The 16,848-nt window shown below is 34.1% G+C and carries 18 protein-coding genes and 1 riboswitch; of the genes, 1 reads left to right on the forward strand and 17 read right to left on the reverse strand.

Going from position 1 to position 16,848, the window contains the following annotated elements; genetic code table 11:
- Positions 1-10: 10 nt before the first annotated feature.
- The 9 genes from rplV to J2S15_RS03975 form a co-directional block, all read right to left on the reverse strand.
- Positions 11-346 carry a 50S ribosomal protein L22 gene (gene rplV / locus J2S15_RS03935; protein WP_307405670.1) on the reverse strand — a complete coding sequence of 112 codons (336 nt, stop codon included), beginning with the start codon at positions 344-346 and terminating at the stop codon, positions 11-13.
- Between the two features lie 14 nt (positions 347-360).
- Positions 361-633 (reverse strand): 30S ribosomal protein S19, encoded by a 273-nt coding sequence (gene rpsS, locus J2S15_RS03940; protein ID WP_307405671.1) that lies wholly within the window; start codon positions 631-633, stop codon positions 361-363.
- 18 nt (positions 634-651) lie between these two features.
- A complete protein-coding gene (rplB, locus tag J2S15_RS03945; protein WP_307405673.1) occupies positions 652-1,485 on the reverse strand; it encodes a 50S ribosomal protein L2 in 834 nt (277 codons plus the stop codon).
- Positions 1,486-1,551: 66 nt separating this feature from the next.
- Positions 1,552-1,839: a 50S ribosomal protein L23 gene (gene rplW, locus J2S15_RS03950; protein ID WP_307405674.1), complete on the reverse strand. Its 288-nt coding sequence runs from the start codon at positions 1,837-1,839 to the stop codon at positions 1,552-1,554.
- A complete protein-coding gene (gene rplD, locus J2S15_RS03955; RefSeq protein ID WP_307405676.1) occupies positions 1,839-2,468 on the reverse strand; it encodes a 50S ribosomal protein L4 in 630 nt (209 codons plus the stop codon). Before rplD ends, rplW begins: the two co-directional genes overlap by 1 nt.
- A gap of 3 nt (positions 2,469-2,471) precedes the next feature.
- Complete coding sequence (gene rplC, locus J2S15_RS03960) at positions 2,472-3,230, reverse strand: 50S ribosomal protein L3 (protein ID WP_307405678.1); 759 nt, start codon at positions 3,228-3,230, stop codon at positions 2,472-2,474.
- 12 nt (positions 3,231-3,242) lie between these two features.
- Complete coding sequence (gene rpsJ / locus J2S15_RS03965) at positions 3,243-3,554, reverse strand: 30S ribosomal protein S10 (protein ID WP_277490622.1); 312 nt, start codon at positions 3,552-3,554, stop codon at positions 3,243-3,245.
- Positions 3,555-3,881: 327 nt separating this feature from the next.
- Positions 3,882-4,565, reverse strand: a complete 684-nt coding sequence (locus J2S15_RS03970) for a TIM44-like domain-containing protein (protein ID WP_307405680.1) — start codon at positions 4,563-4,565, stop codon at positions 3,882-3,884.
- Positions 4,566-4,816: 251 nt separating this feature from the next.
- Positions 4,817-5,563, reverse strand: a complete 747-nt coding sequence (locus tag J2S15_RS03975) for a nitroreductase family protein (protein WP_307405682.1) — start codon at positions 5,561-5,563, stop codon at positions 4,817-4,819.
- A gap of 115 nt (positions 5,564-5,678) precedes the next feature.
- Between J2S15_RS03975 and J2S15_RS03980 the strand changes: the two genes are divergently transcribed.
- Entirely contained in the window at positions 5,679-6,083 is a 405-nt protein-coding gene (locus J2S15_RS03980; protein WP_307405684.1) for a VOC family protein, read from the forward strand.
- Between the two features lie 34 nt (positions 6,084-6,117).
- On the opposite strand, the gene J2S15_RS03985 is transcribed toward J2S15_RS03980, so the two are convergent.
- From J2S15_RS03985 to J2S15_RS04020, 8 genes are all read right to left on the reverse strand, one after another.
- Positions 6,118-6,624 carry an energy-coupled thiamine transporter ThiT gene (locus tag J2S15_RS03985; protein WP_307405686.1) on the reverse strand — a complete coding sequence of 169 codons (507 nt, stop codon included), beginning with the start codon at positions 6,622-6,624 and terminating at the stop codon, positions 6,118-6,120.
- A 41-nt stretch (positions 6,625-6,665) separates the two neighbouring features.
- Positions 6,666-6,769, reverse strand: a riboswitch (TPP riboswitch).
- 233 nt (positions 6,770-7,002) lie between these two features.
- Positions 7,003-10,329 (reverse strand): toxin Cry1Ac domain D-VI-related protein, encoded by a 3,327-nt coding sequence (locus J2S15_RS03990; protein ID WP_307405688.1) that lies wholly within the window; start codon positions 10,327-10,329, stop codon positions 7,003-7,005.
- A gap of 19 nt (positions 10,330-10,348) precedes the next feature.
- Positions 10,349-11,707, reverse strand: coding sequence for an RNA polymerase sigma factor (locus J2S15_RS03995; RefSeq protein WP_307405690.1), 1,359 nt, complete (start codon positions 11,705-11,707; stop codon positions 10,349-10,351).
- A 222-nt stretch (positions 11,708-11,929) separates the two neighbouring features.
- Positions 11,930-13,366, reverse strand: coding sequence for a glycoside hydrolase family 1 protein (locus tag J2S15_RS04000; RefSeq protein WP_307405692.1), 1,437 nt, complete (start codon positions 13,364-13,366; stop codon positions 11,930-11,932).
- A gap of 13 nt (positions 13,367-13,379) precedes the next feature.
- Positions 13,380-14,807, reverse strand: a complete 1,428-nt coding sequence (locus J2S15_RS04005; protein WP_307405694.1) for a glycoside hydrolase family 1 protein — start codon at positions 14,805-14,807, stop codon at positions 13,380-13,382.
- Positions 14,808-14,859: 52 nt separating this feature from the next.
- Positions 14,860-15,195 carry a PTS lactose/cellobiose transporter subunit IIA gene (locus J2S15_RS04010; RefSeq protein ID WP_307405696.1) on the reverse strand — a complete coding sequence of 112 codons (336 nt, stop codon included), beginning with the start codon at positions 15,193-15,195 and terminating at the stop codon, positions 14,860-14,862.
- Between the two features lie 24 nt (positions 15,196-15,219).
- A complete protein-coding gene (locus tag J2S15_RS04015) occupies positions 15,220-16,455 on the reverse strand; it encodes a PTS sugar transporter subunit IIC (RefSeq protein WP_307405699.1) in 1,236 nt (411 codons plus the stop codon).
- 31 nt (positions 16,456-16,486) lie between these two features.
- Positions 16,487-16,798 carry a PTS sugar transporter subunit IIB gene (locus tag J2S15_RS04020; RefSeq protein WP_307405701.1) on the reverse strand — a complete coding sequence of 104 codons (312 nt, stop codon included), beginning with the start codon at positions 16,796-16,798 and terminating at the stop codon, positions 16,487-16,489.
- Positions 16,799-16,848 lie beyond the last annotated feature (50 nt).

Raw genomic sequence — 16,848 nt, forward strand, 5'->3', positions numbered from 1 at the left:
GAGCTACCTCCTAATCTCTTTCCGCCACAACTACTGTAATGTGGCTTGTACGCTTGTGGATTGCACTTGCAGATCCCTTAGCACGTGGCATGAAACGCTTCAAAGTAACACTTTCATCTGCATAACATGCTTTCACGAATAATTTTTCTTCATCTAAATCATGATTATTTACAGCATTTGCTACTGCTGAGTTTAACACTTTACCTGCTGCATCTGCTGCAAAGTTTGGTGTAAAACGCAAGATAGCTGCTGCTTCTTCTACATCTTTTCCACGGATAAGATCCAAAACTAATCTAGCTTTTCTTGGTGGAACACGTAGAGTTTTTGCTGTTGCTTTAACTTCCATTATTAATTCCTCCTCTATTTCGTTTTCTTATCATCACCGTGACCAGAATATTTTCTGGTTGGTACGAATTCGCCTAATTTATGGCCTACCATATCTTCAGTAACAAATACTGGCAAATGTTCTTTACCATTGTAAACAGCAAACGTGTGCTCTACAAATTGTGGGAAGATAGTTGATCTACGAGACCAAGTTTTAATTACTTCTCTTTTTCCAGACGCGCTAACTGCTTCCACTTTTTTCATTAAGTGCTCATCACAGAAAGGTCCTTTTTTAAGACTACGACTCATTTACTTTCCTCCTTTGCCTTACTTACTGTTACGACGACGAACGATTAATTTGTCCGATGCGTTCTTTTTCTTACGAGTAACAACACCCATAGCTTTTTTACCCCAAGGTGTCATAGGTGACTTACGCCCGATAGGTGTACGTCCTTCCCCACCACCATGTGGGTGATCATTAGGGTTCATAACTGATCCACGAACTGTTGGACGAATACCTTTCCAACGGCTTCTACCAGCTTTACCAATGTTAACCAAGCTGTGGTCTTCATTTCCGACAACACCAATTGTTGCACGGCAGTTTGCTAATACTTTACGAACTTCTCCACTAGCTAAGCGAAGTGTTACATATTTACCTTCTAAACCAAGGATTTGAGCAGAACATCCAGCAGATCTTGCAAGTTGTCCACCTTTTCCAGGTTTTAATTCAACGTTGTGAATTACTGTACCTTCTGGCATATCTTTCATTTCCAGACAGTTACCAACCTTGATATCAGCGTTTTCACCAGATTCTACCTTTGTTCCAACAGTTAATCCTTTTGGAGCTAAGATATATCTTTTTTCACCATCTGCATAGTTTAACAATGCGATGTTAGCTGAACGGTTAGGATCATATTCAATTGCAGCTACTGTAGCTGGAACTGCATCCTTATTTCTTTTGAAATCAATAACACGATACAATCTTTTGTGTCCACCACCTTTGTGGCGTGTTGTTATACGTCCGTCATTATTACGACCAGAGTGTTTCGTAAGTGTTTCAGTAAGACTTTTCTCTGGAGTTGTTTTTGTAATTTCTTCGAACGTTAAACTAGTCATACCACGACGACCTGGCGTGGTTGGCTTATAATTCTTAATACCCATTTAACATTTCCTCCTAACGCATTTTATATACGAGAAATAGCGTGATTCTCCTCGTTCTATTCACTCTTATTCAGCGAATAAGTTAATTTCTTGTCCATCAGCAACTTTTACGATAGCTTTACGAATTGCTTTAGTAGTTCCTTCGTATTTACCCATACGTTTTGCTTTTGGGCGAACATTCATAATGTTCACTTTATCAACTTTAACGTTGAAGATTTCTTCAACTGCAAGTTTTACTTCTGTCTTATTGCTTCCCTTCGAAACTTCGAAAGTCACCTTGTTTTCATTATCCATGTATGTCATCGTCTTTTCAGTGATGATTGGACGGATGATAATATCTCTAGCATTTTTCATTATCCAAGCACCTCCTCAACCTTTTTCATAGCAGCTTCTGTGAAAACTAATTTGTTTGCATTTACAATATCGTAAACATTGATTCCATCTGATCCTAACATCATCATTGAATCGATGTTACGCATTGATAAGAATGCATTTTCGTAATCTTCTTCAGTATCAACTACGAATAATGTTTTTCTTCCTGCACCAATTGCATCAATGATTTTCTTGAAATCTTTTGTTTTTGGTGCTGCAAGTTCAAACTTGTCAACTACGATAATATCTTTATCATTTGCTTTTTCAGATAATACTGATTTTAAAGCTAATCTTCTAACTTTTTTGTTTAAAGAATATTTGTAACTTCTTGGAGTAGGTCCGAAAACAATTCCTCCACCTCTCCATTGAGGAGATCTGATTGACCCTTGACGAGCACGTCCGCTTCCTTTTTGGCGGTATGGCTTACGCCCCCCACCTCTAACTTCAGTACGGTTCTTCACATCGTGAGTACCTTGACGTTTAGAAGCTTGTTGCATAACGATTGCGTCAAAGATTACTTGCTGGTTTGGCTCAATTCCAAAGATATCAGCTTTTAGAGTGATGTCTTTTACTTTTTTGCCTTCTTGGTTAATAACGCTCACCTTAGCCATCTTCTATTCCTCCTTAGCATCGCTAGCTTCACTAGCTACTTCTTCTACTACTGGTACTTCTACTTCTTCAACTGCTTCTTCTACAACTTCTTGTGCATAAGAAACTAAAGTTTTAGCATCAGTTTTTGTTTTCTTAACTGCAGATTTAACGATTACAAGTCCTTTTTTAGGTCCTGGGACATTACCTTTAATTAATAAGTAGTTTTGTACTTCATCAACTTTGATAATTTCCAAGTTTTGGTTTGTAGTCTTATATCCACCTTCTTGTCCAGCCATAACTGTACCTTTGTCAATCTTACCTTTACGAGAAGTAATCCCCCCTGTAGCAAGAGATCCAATGTGTCTATGGTGACCAGAACCATGTGATTTAGGTCCAATCTTCGCATTGTTACGAACAACTGTTCCCATAAATCCTTTACCTTTTGAAGTCCCTGTAACATCAACGATGTCACCAGCTTCAAAAATACTAACTTTTACTTCCGAACCAAGATCTAAGTCCATCATTTCGTTTCCACGAATTTCTCTAGCAAATTTCTTTGGGCCAGTGCTTACTTTAGCAGCATGTCCTTTGATTGCTTTTGTAGCTCTTTGTTCTTTCACATCTTCAAAACCTAATTGAACAGCTTCGTATCCATCGTTATCCACTGTTTTCTTTTGTAATACGATATTTGGTGTAGCCTCAACTACTGTTACTGGAATAAGTACTCCATCTTCAGTGAAAACTTGAGTCATACCAATTTTACGTCCTAATATACCTTTCATAGTTTTCACCTCCTATAACTTAATTTCGATATCCACACCGCTTGGCAATTCTAATCTCTGTAGAGAATCGATTGTCTCAGCTGTAGGTCCAACGATTTCAATCAAACGCTTGTGAGTTCTAACTTCGAATTGTTCACGAGAGTCCTTGTATTTATGTACCGCACGCAAGATAGTAACTACTTGCTTTTCAGTTGGTAATGGTACTGGCCCAACGATTTTCTTCGCACCGTGAGATTGTGCTGATTTTACGATCTTTTCTGCAGAAGCATCCAAGATTCTGTGTTCATACGCTTTTAATCTAATACGTACACTGTTTTTTGCCATGATTAACTCCTTTCATCTATAATTGATTATAGACTCGCTCCATCCGAATTCCCCAACACACCTTCATGACAACGTTCGTCGGTGTGTCAGCAACCTCGCACTTCATCGCGGTCACGAATTGATTATACTCTCTATTCATCGGGTTTGCAAGACTTTTTTTATTTTTTTGCAAACGATTTTTCTCACCTGTTTTTTAACGCCTTTTCCAAATCAAAAAGGCGTTCATTATGAACCCCTCTGTTTGTTTTCTTCTATATTCTTTATTACCTTCAACAATCTTACGAATCATAGCATGGTATTTAATTTCTTTCTATATATTATATATGTCTACAAATTATCTTGTATATTATATTGAATTAATGTCCATGTTAATGCATGTCCGTCTAATCCAGCCCCACAATACTCACACATACGATCATGTTTAGGTTTTACAGGCGCTCCACATTTTCTGCAATTTGTGATAAACCCAATTTCTCCAATTGGTGTTTGTGTTCCATAAGGCCGATCTAATCGAATTGTTGTTTCTACTGGCAATACGATATTTTCATCTTTTTGTAATTTATGAACTTCATAAGCTATCTTAAGTGATATTGCTTGCTTATTTCCTTTTCGATAACAATTTTCAAGTCGACAATCTTTCATCAGCAATGATGAATAGCTAAAGTCGTCCCCTTGTTTCTTTAATACATTGTGCGCTTCATGAAAATGTTTCAAAAGGTTCTCACTAACATATGATTTCACCCATTCATCATTCCCATCATTCATCATCTGGTATATTTTAAATAATAATTTTTCCATCCCATCTTGTAAAAGCGATTCACTGAATCCTTTATCAACTTTCTTCATAACTTCAATAGGACTCTTCTGAAGATATGGTTCATCCTGTTTCCAAGCCTGCTGAAGCTTTTCCATCTCTGCAGCTTCCTCTTCTTTTTTGTACTCAATCATCATTGGTATTGAGTTAATAATAATGATGATTGCAATCCCGATAACAATTAAAATCATTTCCATTTCTTTCCCCTCCAATCATATAAACTTTTTGTTAATTACTGTTTACTCTTATATAATATCTCAACCTTATCACTATAGTCGCTAGAATTATAATGATCAATTTTTTCATTATCAATTTTCCCTTTTGCTGATAATTACTTAAATTCGTTGTAGATGATGAACATCCACCTTTCCTTCATAATCGCTATCCCTTAACTATAAGACGACTCATAATATGAATAAGTTTCATTAATTTTATGAGTCGTCTTTATTTATTTTCCATCAAACAGCTTTATATATTCATTTACAGAACGTGTCATTTCCTTTGAAAAATCAGAATTATACTTACGATTATAAAAGGCTTTCACCCAGTTTTCAAAATCAAATGGTACATTTGGGGTTAATGATGCACGTTGCTCAAACATTTCTCTTAGTTCATCATTGTCCATTTGATGATATCCATTCTCATGAACAATATACTTTCGATCAAATCGATTTGGTTTCACTCTATCTGCTTGTTGTTTCGTTGGATAGCCAAATACTATTAACGTAACTGGAAACACATAACGAGGTAGATTCAATAATTCTTTATGATATTCAAAGCGTTCCATCATATCTCCAATATAACAAGAACCCACTCCATAGCTTTCAGCAGCTACAACTGCATTTTGTGCAGCGATTAAAGCATCATTACAACCCAATAGTAACTCTCCCACCCCAGGCATACGCGGTGCTTCTACCACTGACGCAAAAGTATCATACCATTTCTGATAATCGGCACAGAACACCAATGCCATTTTTGATTGCGCAATAAATGGTTGGTGATCACAACTTTCTGCCAATTTATCTAATATATCTTGATCTGTAATATTCAGAATCGTATACATCATTTGATTTCCTGCAGTTGGCGCTTGTATTGCCGCTTCAATAATATTATCCTTAATTTCTTTTGCTACTTCTTTATCTTCAAAAACTCGCACTGACTTTCGATCCAGCAGTTGCTTCATTGTTTCATTCATAACAAGACCTCACTTTTTTCTTATTATACCAAACTTAGATAAAAGTTCGAACCCATCTTTACACAATCTCTCTTTTCTATATATAATATACAAAACAAGAAAGAGGCGATTAGTTATGGATAAGTTCAAAAACAGAGGTTATGTAGTGTGCGAAACCGGACCTGTATATTACACAAAAGATATGGATAAAACGAGTAAATGGTTTGAAGATGTTTTAGGTTGGTATAGTGAAATTGATGAACGTGATGAAAACAACAATGGATTATACGGTTGTGTTTATGATACGCCTCCAGAATTTGAAAACTTACATCTTGCTCCTTTCACTGGAATTCATATGTTTTATGGTGAAAGCGATAAGCGTATGCTAGCATTCATGAAAGTTAGTGGAATTGAAAAATTAAGAGATTATGTAATTGAACATGGATGGAATGATATTACTAAAGTAAATATAGAACCTTGGGGTGCTAAAACATGTACCCTTACTACAATTGATGGTACAGTTCTTCATTTTTTCGAATAACAAATATAAAAAGACACGCAATGTGTCTTTTCATTTACTTCATAAAACGATCTAATGATTTCACCATAATTGGAATTAAAACCATCCCTAAGATTAGTGTTGGAACCATGTAACTTGCCTGATATGCCATAGAACCCCAAATATCAAGTCCCCAAACAACCATACCAGAAATGGTACTACATGCGAAACGCCATGCATTGGTAAATAGTACACCTGTGTAGAAATATCCAATATTTGGAAACACACAAGCAATTCCATAAATTGCAAATGCAAATAAATAATCTAAAGCAAATCCAATCAAATCTGGTGTATACATTGGACCAGTGATAAACTGCGCTGCAACTGATAAGGTTGAAACAGCTAGACCTTTCTTCCACCCTAAGTGATACGAAGCCATCAACAATGCGATTGTTGATACTCCTAAGGATCCACCATTTGGCATTTGCAAGAATGGCACCATATTTGTAATATAATCAAGGGCCATAAACAATGCAACATAAAATGCCATCAATACAAGTTCTCTAGTTTGATTTCTTTTCATAAAAAAACACCTCCGTGAGGCGTAGCAAAGTAATCTTACAAACTGAATAAGATCAGACTCCCTACGCTAGTATTAACTAGATCAGGTCGTAAGGGACCGTTGCAAAGCAACATCTCAGCCATATTCGGCGCCCCTGTCGTGACGTTATTATTATATAGAAGAATAAGTAAAGATGCAAATGCAATTTAAAAAGCAACAACCTTTCATTATTAAGTTTGTTGCTTTCTTTCTATTGAAGAACCAATACTGTTCCTCTAAGAACCTATGCATAAGGATTATACTATGAGATGAAGGGCGGTTTATCTAATAGTTTTATTACGTTATTAACGGGCGAACTGTTAATAGTAACAATTTATGCTCATTATGCATATATAAATTTTATTTTACATATTTTCTTTTAGTAATTACTACCACTCCAACAAGTGATATTGCAAACATAGCATATAGCATTGTTAAATCCGTACTATCACCAGTATTCACAGTACTTCCTCCTGTTGTTGAAGAAACACTTGAAACTGGTTTAGAGTTAGTAGGAGGAGCTATTGATGCATTTCCTTTCACATTTACAGTTAAAGGAACACTTACCTTTGCACCACTAACAAATTCTACTTCTACATCATATGTTTTATTCTCTAGTGTTAATAAGTAACTTTCTTTTAGTGTAATTATTGTACTACCACTTTTTACTTCATAGTTACTCTTATCAAGTTCTTTTCCATTTACATAAACTTTTGAGAAGTTTTCTGCTGGTGCATCTATTCTTGTACTTACATTCCCTTTTCCTGTAAATATAGCGAAACCTTCTAACACAACATATGTTCTTTCATCTACTTCTTTTTGTGCTTCTTTAATTAGATTTAATAACTCATCTTTTAAACTTCCATCTGGTAAGTTGTTTACTAGATCAAGCGCATCATTGATATCATCTTGTGTTACTCCATCTTTGATTGATCCATCTGGATTAAATAAATCATTCACTGCATCTTTTGCATCTAGCATGTCTTGCGCTTTATCAATCTCTTTTTGCAGTTCTTCTTTCTTGTCACCATTAGGTAACTTATCTACCGCTTTTTGTGCTTCATCAATTTCTGTTTGACCTACTTCATCACCTAAATCTGTTTTGTCTTCGTTGAATAAGTTATCTACTTTATCTTGAGCATCTTCATTTCTTTTATTAAGTGTAGTTTGTGCTTCTTCCACTTTATCTTTTAAGTTATCTTTAAACGTTCCATCAGGAAGTGCATTTACGATATCTTCTAATTCTTTAATCATTTCTTCAGTAACTGTAGATTTCAAGTTGCCATCTGCATCATACATATCATTCACTTCTTTTGATGCATCTAACATATCTTTTACAGTATTTACTATTTCTTCAAGCTGATCTTTTAGTTTTCCATCTGTAATTGAGTTTAATATTTCTTCTGCTTTACTCAGACTTTCTTCATCAACACCATCCCCTAAGTTTGTACCATTTGTTTCATCTTCTGTAATTAATCCATTAATTGGCACATATTCTGTTTTCCCTGTTGATGTATCAAAGATGATTTCTCCTGGATATACTGTATCATCATCATCAATTGTAACTACCATATCTTTTGGTATCGTCACTGTTCCATCACCATTATCAACTACTGTTGTTCCATTAGGAACTGTAATGTATGAACCTGATGAGATTGTTCCATCACTATCCATTTCTATATCATCAATTACATAAATAGTATCTCCATCTTTATTTGTGACCGTACTACCTGCAGGATACGTAACTGTTTTTGCTGAATCATTTGCATCAATTGTTATTTCACTTCCATTAGGTACAGTTATTGTAGTTGTTTCTCCACCAACAACAACTGTCCCACCCTCATTTATTATATTTTTAGAATATGAGTAATCTGCACCTGTTGTAATTTCTCCATCCTTAATTGTGAACTCTCCAGTGAATTCATACACACCATCACCTGTTACGACCGTACCTGAATCAAGTGTTATTGATCCATCATTACTAATATCTGTCACTACAGCGCCTATAATCAAATTACCTTCGTCATCCATAAGACTACCACTAGACAAATCAATATATGAACTAACTGATATACCTTTAAATGTGCCATTTTCATCATATCTAGGTAATCCAATTGCATATTGAGCGTCATTGTTTGCCGATATTACATAATAATTAATTGAATCATCCCATGAAAATGTTCCTACTGCTCCCAACAGTCTGACCATTGCACTATTCTCAGGTTTGCTACCTGATACATAGAATGAAGTCAATTTACTTAAATCAGCATTCTTTACCTTTGAGGCTGTTAAATTATTTAATGTATTAATACCACTTAAATCAATTATTAAATTAGGATTATAATGTGAATACAATGTTGTAAGATTTTCCAATCCAGTAACATTAACATCATCTAAATTGTTATTATTTACTTGTAAACTTACTAGGTTAACCATATGAGTTGCATCTAAAATTCCTGACAATTTATTTGTATTAACATTTAATGTGATTAATTCACTATTTTTTGATAAATCAATTGTTGCTAGTTTGTTATTATCAACCCTTAATGTTTCTAATTTTTCATTATTTGAAACATCTATTGTGTCTATTGAATTCGCATATAATTCTAGAGATACTAAATCCTCTGCATCGCTTATATCAATAGTTGTTAATTTATTTATGTATGCTGTTATTGTTTTTAGTTTAATATTTCTAGATAGTTTTAATTCTGTCAATAAATTTCTATATACAATTACAGTTTCTAATTTTTCTAACCCAGATACATCTATTGATTCTAGCTGATTAGTATGAGCTTGAAACATTTTCAATTCACTCAAATGTGTAAGATTTAATGATCCTGTTAATTTATTATTATCAACTCTTAATGTTTCTAGTTTTTCATTTTTTGATACATCTATCGATTCTATTAAATTCGCATATACTTGCAAGATTACTAGATTACTTGCATTTGTTACATCGATAGTTGTTAATTTATTATTATAGGCAGTTAGAGTAGTTAATTTGATATTACCTGATAACTTTAACTCTGCTAACTTATTATTGTATACAACAATTGTTTCCAATTGATCCAAACCAGATACATTTAGTGATTCTAACTGATTGGTATGGGCTTGAAAAGTTTTTAAATTACTTAAAGATGTTAAATCTAAAATACCTGTTAATTTATTATTACTGACATTTATTGATGTTAAATTAGTAAAATACTCTATTCCTTCCAGTGAGGAAATTTCTTTACTAAGTGCACTAATAAATGTTGTTGTAGTAATTTTAGTAATATCTGCCGTGCTTAATGTATTTCCTTTATCAGTACTGTCATCATAAGTTTTATTTCCTAATATTGTTGTAACTATATAAATTCGAAAGTTCGTATCAGGAAAAGCTTCTTCAAATGTTGTTGTATCAGCAATCAATGCAGAAGCAGATAATGGAACAATATCAGATATTGCTTTTACGCTAACCTCTTGTTTTATTTCACTATCAGTTGCTTCATTTAACTCCTCTTCTTTTATGTCTTCTGATTTTTCAGTTTCTTTTTCATTTACTTCTTCCGTTTTTACTTCTTCTACTTCATCAACGATTGGTTCTTCTATTTCATCTCCATTTACCACAGTTGGAGCTACCAATCCAATAATCAATGTTGTTATTGCTAAACTAGTTAATAGTTTTTTTAATGTATTCTTTTTCATATTTCCTCCAATTATTCTCTTAATTTGTTATGACGAGATACTTTCGATAGCAATTCTCATCAATATAAATACTTACCTCTATTTCACCTTTAAACTTACCTATTACTTTTAATTCATTCGTAACTTTATATTGCTTGCCATCATATTCCACATATGATAAGTCATAATCTACCTGCAATAATTTATCATCCAAATGTAACTGAAGATAGTCTCCATAATTATCAACACTAAGAAGCTGCGGTGCGTATGGATCAATAACATCGATTTTAAATGTTACTCGTTTCTCATTAATCACAACTGCATACTTACCATTCTCTGTCACTTTGAATGTGATATCCTTTTTATCTTTTTCAAATGATAGATGTTTTGAATCTGATGATATTTCTATATCTTTTTCATCAATATTCTTTTTTAGTTTAATTGTTATTTCTAGCGAATCTTTTGTAGGGAATGTTTCATAGTTAATACTTTCAATATAAGGATTACTATTTGCTTTATTAAACATATCTACATCAACAATCATTGCATCATCTAAACTAATCACAGAGGATTCATCACTTCCTTGATTCCAATAACCAGCAGCAACAACCGAAGCAATAATTGTAACTACAGCAGCAATTACGACTGCTAATACTTTCCCTGAAATTATTGTTGCTAGATTGGTAACTGCAGTTGTATTGGTTGCTTTGAATGCATTATTATCAAAATGCAAATCTTGACTACTACACATCTCTTCACGATATTCATTTAAAATCAATCCAATCATTGGCAGTAATGGAGCAGTATATAGTTTCACATTGTTCTTTATCTGATATTCACTAATTTGAGTTTCTAGACTTTTACGTCCTGCATGAAGTCGAGACTTTACAGACCCCACATTATAATCAAGAACTTCTGCAATCTCACCTATCTTCATTTCATCAAGATAATATAAAGTAATTACTTCTTTTTGTCTTTTAGGTAAATTATTAATAAAACTAGTTATTAATTCTTTCGTTTCTTTTAAGTCATATGCTTCATGTGGCATATTGTCACGTCTTTCTTCTTTTAAAGTTGTTTCAAAACTTTCTCGGTAATCTTCGTCATGTAAGAACTCAACCTCTTTCTTCTTATGCAAACGAATATACGTTAAACAATTATTTCTAACCAAACGATACATCCATGTATTAAACATCTCAGGATTTTGTAGTGATGAGATATTTCGATAAATATCTACCATTGCTTCCTGCGTCGCATCTTTTGCATCGGTTTCATTTCCAATGACGGTATAGCACCAGAAATAAACTTTATTTATTATTTGTGAGTATAATAATTCAAACTTACCAACATCCCTTTGAACCTCTTTCACAATCTGGGTAAGTTTCTCCTTCTCTACCATTTTTTTCGCCCTCCTTAGTTGTCACAAGTTATATACTTTGCTTACCCTTGATACATTAGTCTACTAAGGTAATCAAAAGGTTCGCTTTTTTATTTTTATTATTTTACTATCCAGTAATTGGTCGAAAAAAATCTACATATCGTTCATTTTTTACACAATAAAAACGCCCTGTTTCCAGAGCGTCTTCATTAAATGTGTTTTATATCTTATTTTGTTTTTAAATTAATCTAAATCTTCTCCATTGCTGGCAATAACTTTTTGCATCCAAGCGTAGCTATCTTTCTTGATTCTTTCACCACTACCTTTACCATAGTCATCAATATCAACATAGATAAATCCATAACGCTTACTCATTTCACTAGATGAACAACTAATGATATCAATTGGTCCCCATGCATAGTATCCACGAAGATCAACACCATCCTTAATTGCTTCTTTCATTGCTTTGATATGATCACGATAGTAAGCTACACGATAGTCATCATGTACTGCACCATCTTCTAGTTTATCAAAGTATCCTACACCGTTTTCGGTAATGTAAATTGGACATTGGTAACGGTCATAGAATTCATTTAATAAGATTCTTAATCCATTCGGATCAATTGACCAACCCCATGGGTTTGCATCTAATTCTTTATTACGACGAGGTCCTTCATCTTTGTCATAAGAATCCTTATCGCAGATTTGTGTATAGTAATAAGAAAATGACATAAAGTCAGCAGTATTCTTTAATGCTTCTTCATCACCTTCCCCAAACTCTACATGAATTCCTTTATCTTCAAAATAACGGAATGCATAACCTGGATAATATCCACGAAGCAATACATCTGCATAGAAGTATTCCATTTGGTTTACTTTTAATGTCGCTAATACATCATCTGATTTACAAGTAGCCGCATAAGAAGGTCCACCACATAACATCATCCCTACTTCATTGTCTGGATAGTTTTCATGTGCATACTTTGTGATTAATGCACTTGCCACCATTTCATTATGAACTCCTTGGTATTTCGCAGATAACAAGTCATCGACTTTATCTTCTGCAATTCCTAAGTGATTGAATGATTCATGTACAATCAGGTTAATTTGATTTACAACAATCCATTTCTTTACTTTTGTGTGATAGCGATCCAAAATCGTTTTTCCATAACGTACAAAGAAATCAATTACTTCTCTAGAATACCAACCTTTGTATTCTGTTGTCAGATGAATTGGAATTTCATAGTGTGACATGGTAATCATTGGTTCCATTCCATTTTTAATTACTTCATCAAATAAATCATCATAGAATTTTAACCCTGCTTCATTTGGCTCAGTTTCATCTCCTTTCGGAAAGATACGAGACCAGTTGATTGAAGTTCTAAATGTTTTCAGTCCCAATCCTGCTAATAACTTTAAGTCTTCTTTATAAGTATGATAGAAATCAATTCCCCAACGTTTTGGAAAAATACGTTCAGCACTGTTCATTGCTTCAATTACATATGAAGTAGTAATCTCCGTATTTGATTTCTTTTCTAACTCTACATCATCACGGAATTCATTAATATCCGCAACACACCATCCTTTGCCGTCAAGGTTCCATGCACCTTCACATTGGTTGGCAGCAACTGCTCCACCCCATAAAAAATCTTTTGGAAATCCTGTTGGTACTTTACTCATGTTATCTCCTCCTCTAAATTGTTTCTCCATTTGTATTAATAACTTTTTGATACCAGTAAAAGCTATCTTTCTTCATTCGTTTTCCACTACCTTGTCCTCTGTCATCTAAATCCACATAGATATAGCCATAACGTTTGCTCATCTCACCTTGCGATGCACTAACAATATCAATTGGTCCCCAAGATGCATAACCAAATACATTTACACCATCTTTGATTGCTTCCTTAATTTCCAATACATGTTCTCTTAAGTAGTTAATACGATAGTCATCATGAATACCATCTTCTTTTACTTCATCAATGGCACCTAGACCATTTTCAGCAATAAAGATTGGTAAACGATAACGATCCCAATATGCATTTAGTGAATAACGAATACCAAGTGCATCGGTTTGCCATCCCCATACCGAAGATGGTAATAATGGATTCTTATCTAATTCCAGTTTATTTTCTTTTGAATATAATCCAGATGAATAATAACTAAAAGAAATAAAATCCACAGTATTGTTTTTGATAGTTTCTAACTCTTCTTCTTCCATCTTAACATTAATGTTATTATCTTCAAAGTAACGAAGTGCATAACCAGGATACTCACCTCTGGCTAATACATCACTGAAGAAAAAGTTATTCATTTGGTTTGCTTGTAGAGCTGCAAATGCATCTTCTGGTGATGTTGATGCAGGATATCCTAACATCTCACCATTCATCATACCCATCTGACAACTTGCATCTTTTTTATGAGCATACGCACATGCTTTTGCACTTGCTAAGAACTGATGATGTACTCCCTGATAACGATCACTTACCCAGTCATCATGAGCACCTTCAAGCATACCCAAAGAAGCAAAATCACCCCAACCAAGCATATTGATTTGATTGATTAATATCCAATACTTAATTTTCGTATGATAACGATCAAATAAAACTTTGAATAGATTCATGTAGAAGTCTACACATTTTTTATTTGTCCAACCTCCATACTCAACAGCTAAATGAAGTGGCATTTCATAATGCGACATTGTCATAACCGGTTCAATTCCAAGTCTTACCATTTCATCAATTAAACCATCATAGAATTTTAATCCTTCTTCATTTGGTTCACTTTCATCTCCATTTGGAAAGATTCTTGGCCAGTTAAATGATGTTCGAAGACATTTAAACCCCATCTCCTTCATTAGTGCTAAATCTTCCTTATATGTGTGGTAGAAATCAATTCCAACACGTCGTGGATAATAACCTACCTTATCCTCTACTGCTGCCAGTAATTCTTCTTTGGTATGTGAATATCCAAGTACACCCTGACGACTATATTCTTCAGGTAATACTTCCACATCCATTACACTGACACCTTTACCATCTACATCCCAGGCACCTTCACTCTGGTTTGCTGCAATCGCACCACCCCAAAGAAAATCCTTTGGAAACCCTTTATTTACTTTCATGTACTTCCTCCTTCTATAACGAAAGGGATTTCATTAGAAACCCCTCTGTTCTTTATTTTTCTAATGCAGAAATACGTTTTTCATAACTTTCAAAGATTTTAATCATTTGTTTTGTTATGTTTATTTCGCTGTAAATTGTCATAAGTGTATCCTGTGCATGAGCAAACAACAATGAGTATTCTGATTTCTCTCCTCTTGTTTCCCCTTGAATTGCATCGGTCTGCACTTTATGAGCTTCTGTAATCTTTGCCTGTGCCTCTTTTAATTTTGCCTTCGCCAAATCCAGATCAAACGATGCAATTGCATCCAATGATTCTTTACATTTTACTCGAGCATCTCCAGCAGCTAGGATTATAGCCATCGCAGTTTCCACTTGTTGTTCAGACATTAGCGACACTCCTTTCTCTCCACTTTATTTTGCTTCAACTTTTGCTGCAGCCTCATTATCTAATTCTTGTTTTTCATATGCCTTAAAGAAAGGATACCAGATTGCAGACGCAACCACAAATACAAGTAACATCAATGCGATTGCAGTTAATGATCCACCAGTCGTCAACCAAGTTGAGATTGGGAATGGACAATACCACATTTGGAATGAAATCGTAGGTATTGGTGCAAACTCAATAATCTTTGTAAACATCCACACTACTAATGGAAGAATTGCTCCTTGTAGCCACATTGGAATCATCAATAATGGGTTCCATGCAATACAACCAAATACTACTGGTTCATTAATATTAAAGATGGTTGGTGCTAAAGAAGCTGTACCCAATGCTTTTAGTTTCTTTGATTTTGATCTCATTAACATAAATACTAACGGCATTGTACATCCAATACCACCAATCCATAAATAAGCTGAATAAATTGTTGGGTCAGTAACTAAGTTTAATGCTGTACCATCAATGTTTGCTTGAATAGCAGCTAATAACACTGGGTTCAGTACTGGTGTTAATACCCAAGTAGAAATACCAAGAGAGTATAAGAAACATACTACAATCATCATTAATGAGAATCCCCAAGGTGTTTCAATTACATTTTGAAGTGGCATAAAGATTGATAATACAATGTTGTAAACATCAACACCTGCGATATCAACTAATACCCATCCTGTTACAACTACAATTGCAATTGGTAACATTGCATCGAACCAAGATCTTACGAAGTCAGGAATTACCGAATCTTCTTTAAAGAATGAGAATTTTCCAAATAAGCTCATTACAAAACCTGCAAATACACCAGCTACAATTGCAATAAACATACCACCAGCACCTAATGCACTGTGTCCAAATCCTGGCATTCCATCTGCAATTACTTGTGGTGAAATAATGATTAAGAATAAAATCACACCAGCCATTGCAGCATTGATTCTTTGCTTACGTAATCTTTTCTTTTCCATTAAGTTAAATGGAATTAAGAATGCAATTACTAATGAAATCATTCCCATTGTCCAACCAAATGGTGTCCAGAATGTGAATGGTAATGCAATATACTCTTCAACAATTGCTAACATACAGAATACAGAACCTAAGAAGATCAAAGGTAATGCCTGCATGATTGAATCTTTTAGTGTAACAATCCATACGTTATTATTAATTTTGTTCATTTTTGGCGAGAAACTGTTTTCTAACCAATTAATTAATCCATTCATTATAAATCCTCCCTATAACTAGATTTTAAATTTATTTCATTTCTTCTAATAAATGATCAAGTGCTTTTTCCCCATCCAATGTAGAATAATAATCAGCTCTCATAAGAATTACTTTAACTGGTGCATCTCCTACAAATTCTTCCACTTCATCAAGAATGTAAGCCAAGTGTGGTCCTACCATAAGCGCATTGATTTCATCAATGTAATTTTCAATTTCACTTTCTCCACGAGCTGTAATACTTAATTCAACTCCTCTAGCTGAAGCAGCTTTACGAATGTTCGCAGCCATAAATCCACTACTTGCTCCTGAACCACATACTAACAAAACATTTAATTTTTCCATAACATTAAGTCTCCTTTTCTTAAACCGGTTTGTTCACTCAAATTATCATA

The organism is Breznakia pachnodae, from assembly GCF_030814225.1.
GTDB lineage: Bacteria > Bacillota_I > Bacilli_A > Erysipelotrichales > Erysipelotrichaceae > Breznakia > Breznakia pachnodae.

Bases quoted from the DNA above. Each gene is read 5' to 3' on its own strand.
- rplV (WP_307405670.1), bottom strand. From the start codon at position 346: ATGGAAGTTAAAGCAACAGCAAAAACTCTACGTGTTCCACCAAGAAAA.
- rpsS (WP_307405671.1), bottom strand. From the start codon at position 633: ATGAGTCGTAGTCTTAAAAAAGGACCTTTCTGTGATGAGCACTTAATG.
- rplB (WP_307405673.1), bottom strand. From the start codon at position 1,485: ATGGGTATTAAGAATTATAAGCCAACCACGCCAGGTCGTCGTGGTATG.
- rplW (WP_307405674.1), bottom strand. From the start codon at position 1,839: ATGAAAAATGCTAGAGATATTATCATCCGTCCAATCATCACTGAAAAG.
- rplD (WP_307405676.1), bottom strand. From the start codon at position 2,468: ATGGCTAAGGTGAGCGTTATTAACCAAGAAGGCAAAAAAGTAAAAGAC.
- rplC (WP_307405678.1), bottom strand. From the start codon at position 3,230: ATGAAAGGTATATTAGGACGTAAAATTGGTATGACTCAAGTTTTCACT.
- rpsJ (WP_277490622.1), bottom strand. From the start codon at position 3,554: ATGGCAAAAAACAGTGTACGTATTAGATTAAAAGCGTATGAACACAGA.
- J2S15_RS03970 (WP_307405680.1), bottom strand. From the start codon at position 4,565: ATGGAAATGATTTTAATTGTTATCGGGATTGCAATCATCATTATTATT.
- J2S15_RS03975 (WP_307405682.1), bottom strand. From the start codon at position 5,563: ATGAATGAAACAATGAAGCAACTGCTGGATCGAAAGTCAGTGCGAGTT.
- J2S15_RS03980 (WP_307405684.1), top strand. From the start codon at position 5,679: ATGGATAAGTTCAAAAACAGAGGTTATGTAGTGTGCGAAACCGGACCT.
- J2S15_RS03985 (WP_307405686.1), bottom strand. From the start codon at position 6,624: ATGAAAAGAAATCAAACTAGAGAACTTGTATTGATGGCATTTTATGTT.
- J2S15_RS03990 (WP_307405688.1), bottom strand. From the start codon at position 10,329: ATGAAAAAGAATACATTAAAAAAACTATTAACTAGTTTAGCAATAACA.
- J2S15_RS03995 (WP_307405690.1), bottom strand. From the start codon at position 11,707: ATGGTAGAGAAGGAGAAACTTACCCAGATTGTGAAAGAGGTTCAAAGG.
- J2S15_RS04000 (WP_307405692.1), bottom strand. From the start codon at position 13,366: ATGAGTAAAGTACCAACAGGATTTCCAAAAGATTTTTTATGGGGTGGA.
- J2S15_RS04005 (WP_307405694.1), bottom strand. From the start codon at position 14,807: ATGAAAGTAAATAAAGGGTTTCCAAAGGATTTTCTTTGGGGTGGTGCG.
- J2S15_RS04010 (WP_307405696.1), bottom strand. From the start codon at position 15,195: ATGTCTGAACAACAAGTGGAAACTGCGATGGCTATAATCCTAGCTGCT.
- J2S15_RS04015 (WP_307405699.1), bottom strand. From the start codon at position 16,455: ATGAATGGATTAATTAATTGGTTAGAAAACAGTTTCTCGCCAAAAATG.
- J2S15_RS04020 (WP_307405701.1), bottom strand. From the start codon at position 16,798: ATGGAAAAATTAAATGTTTTGTTAGTATGTGGTTCAGGAGCAAGTAGT.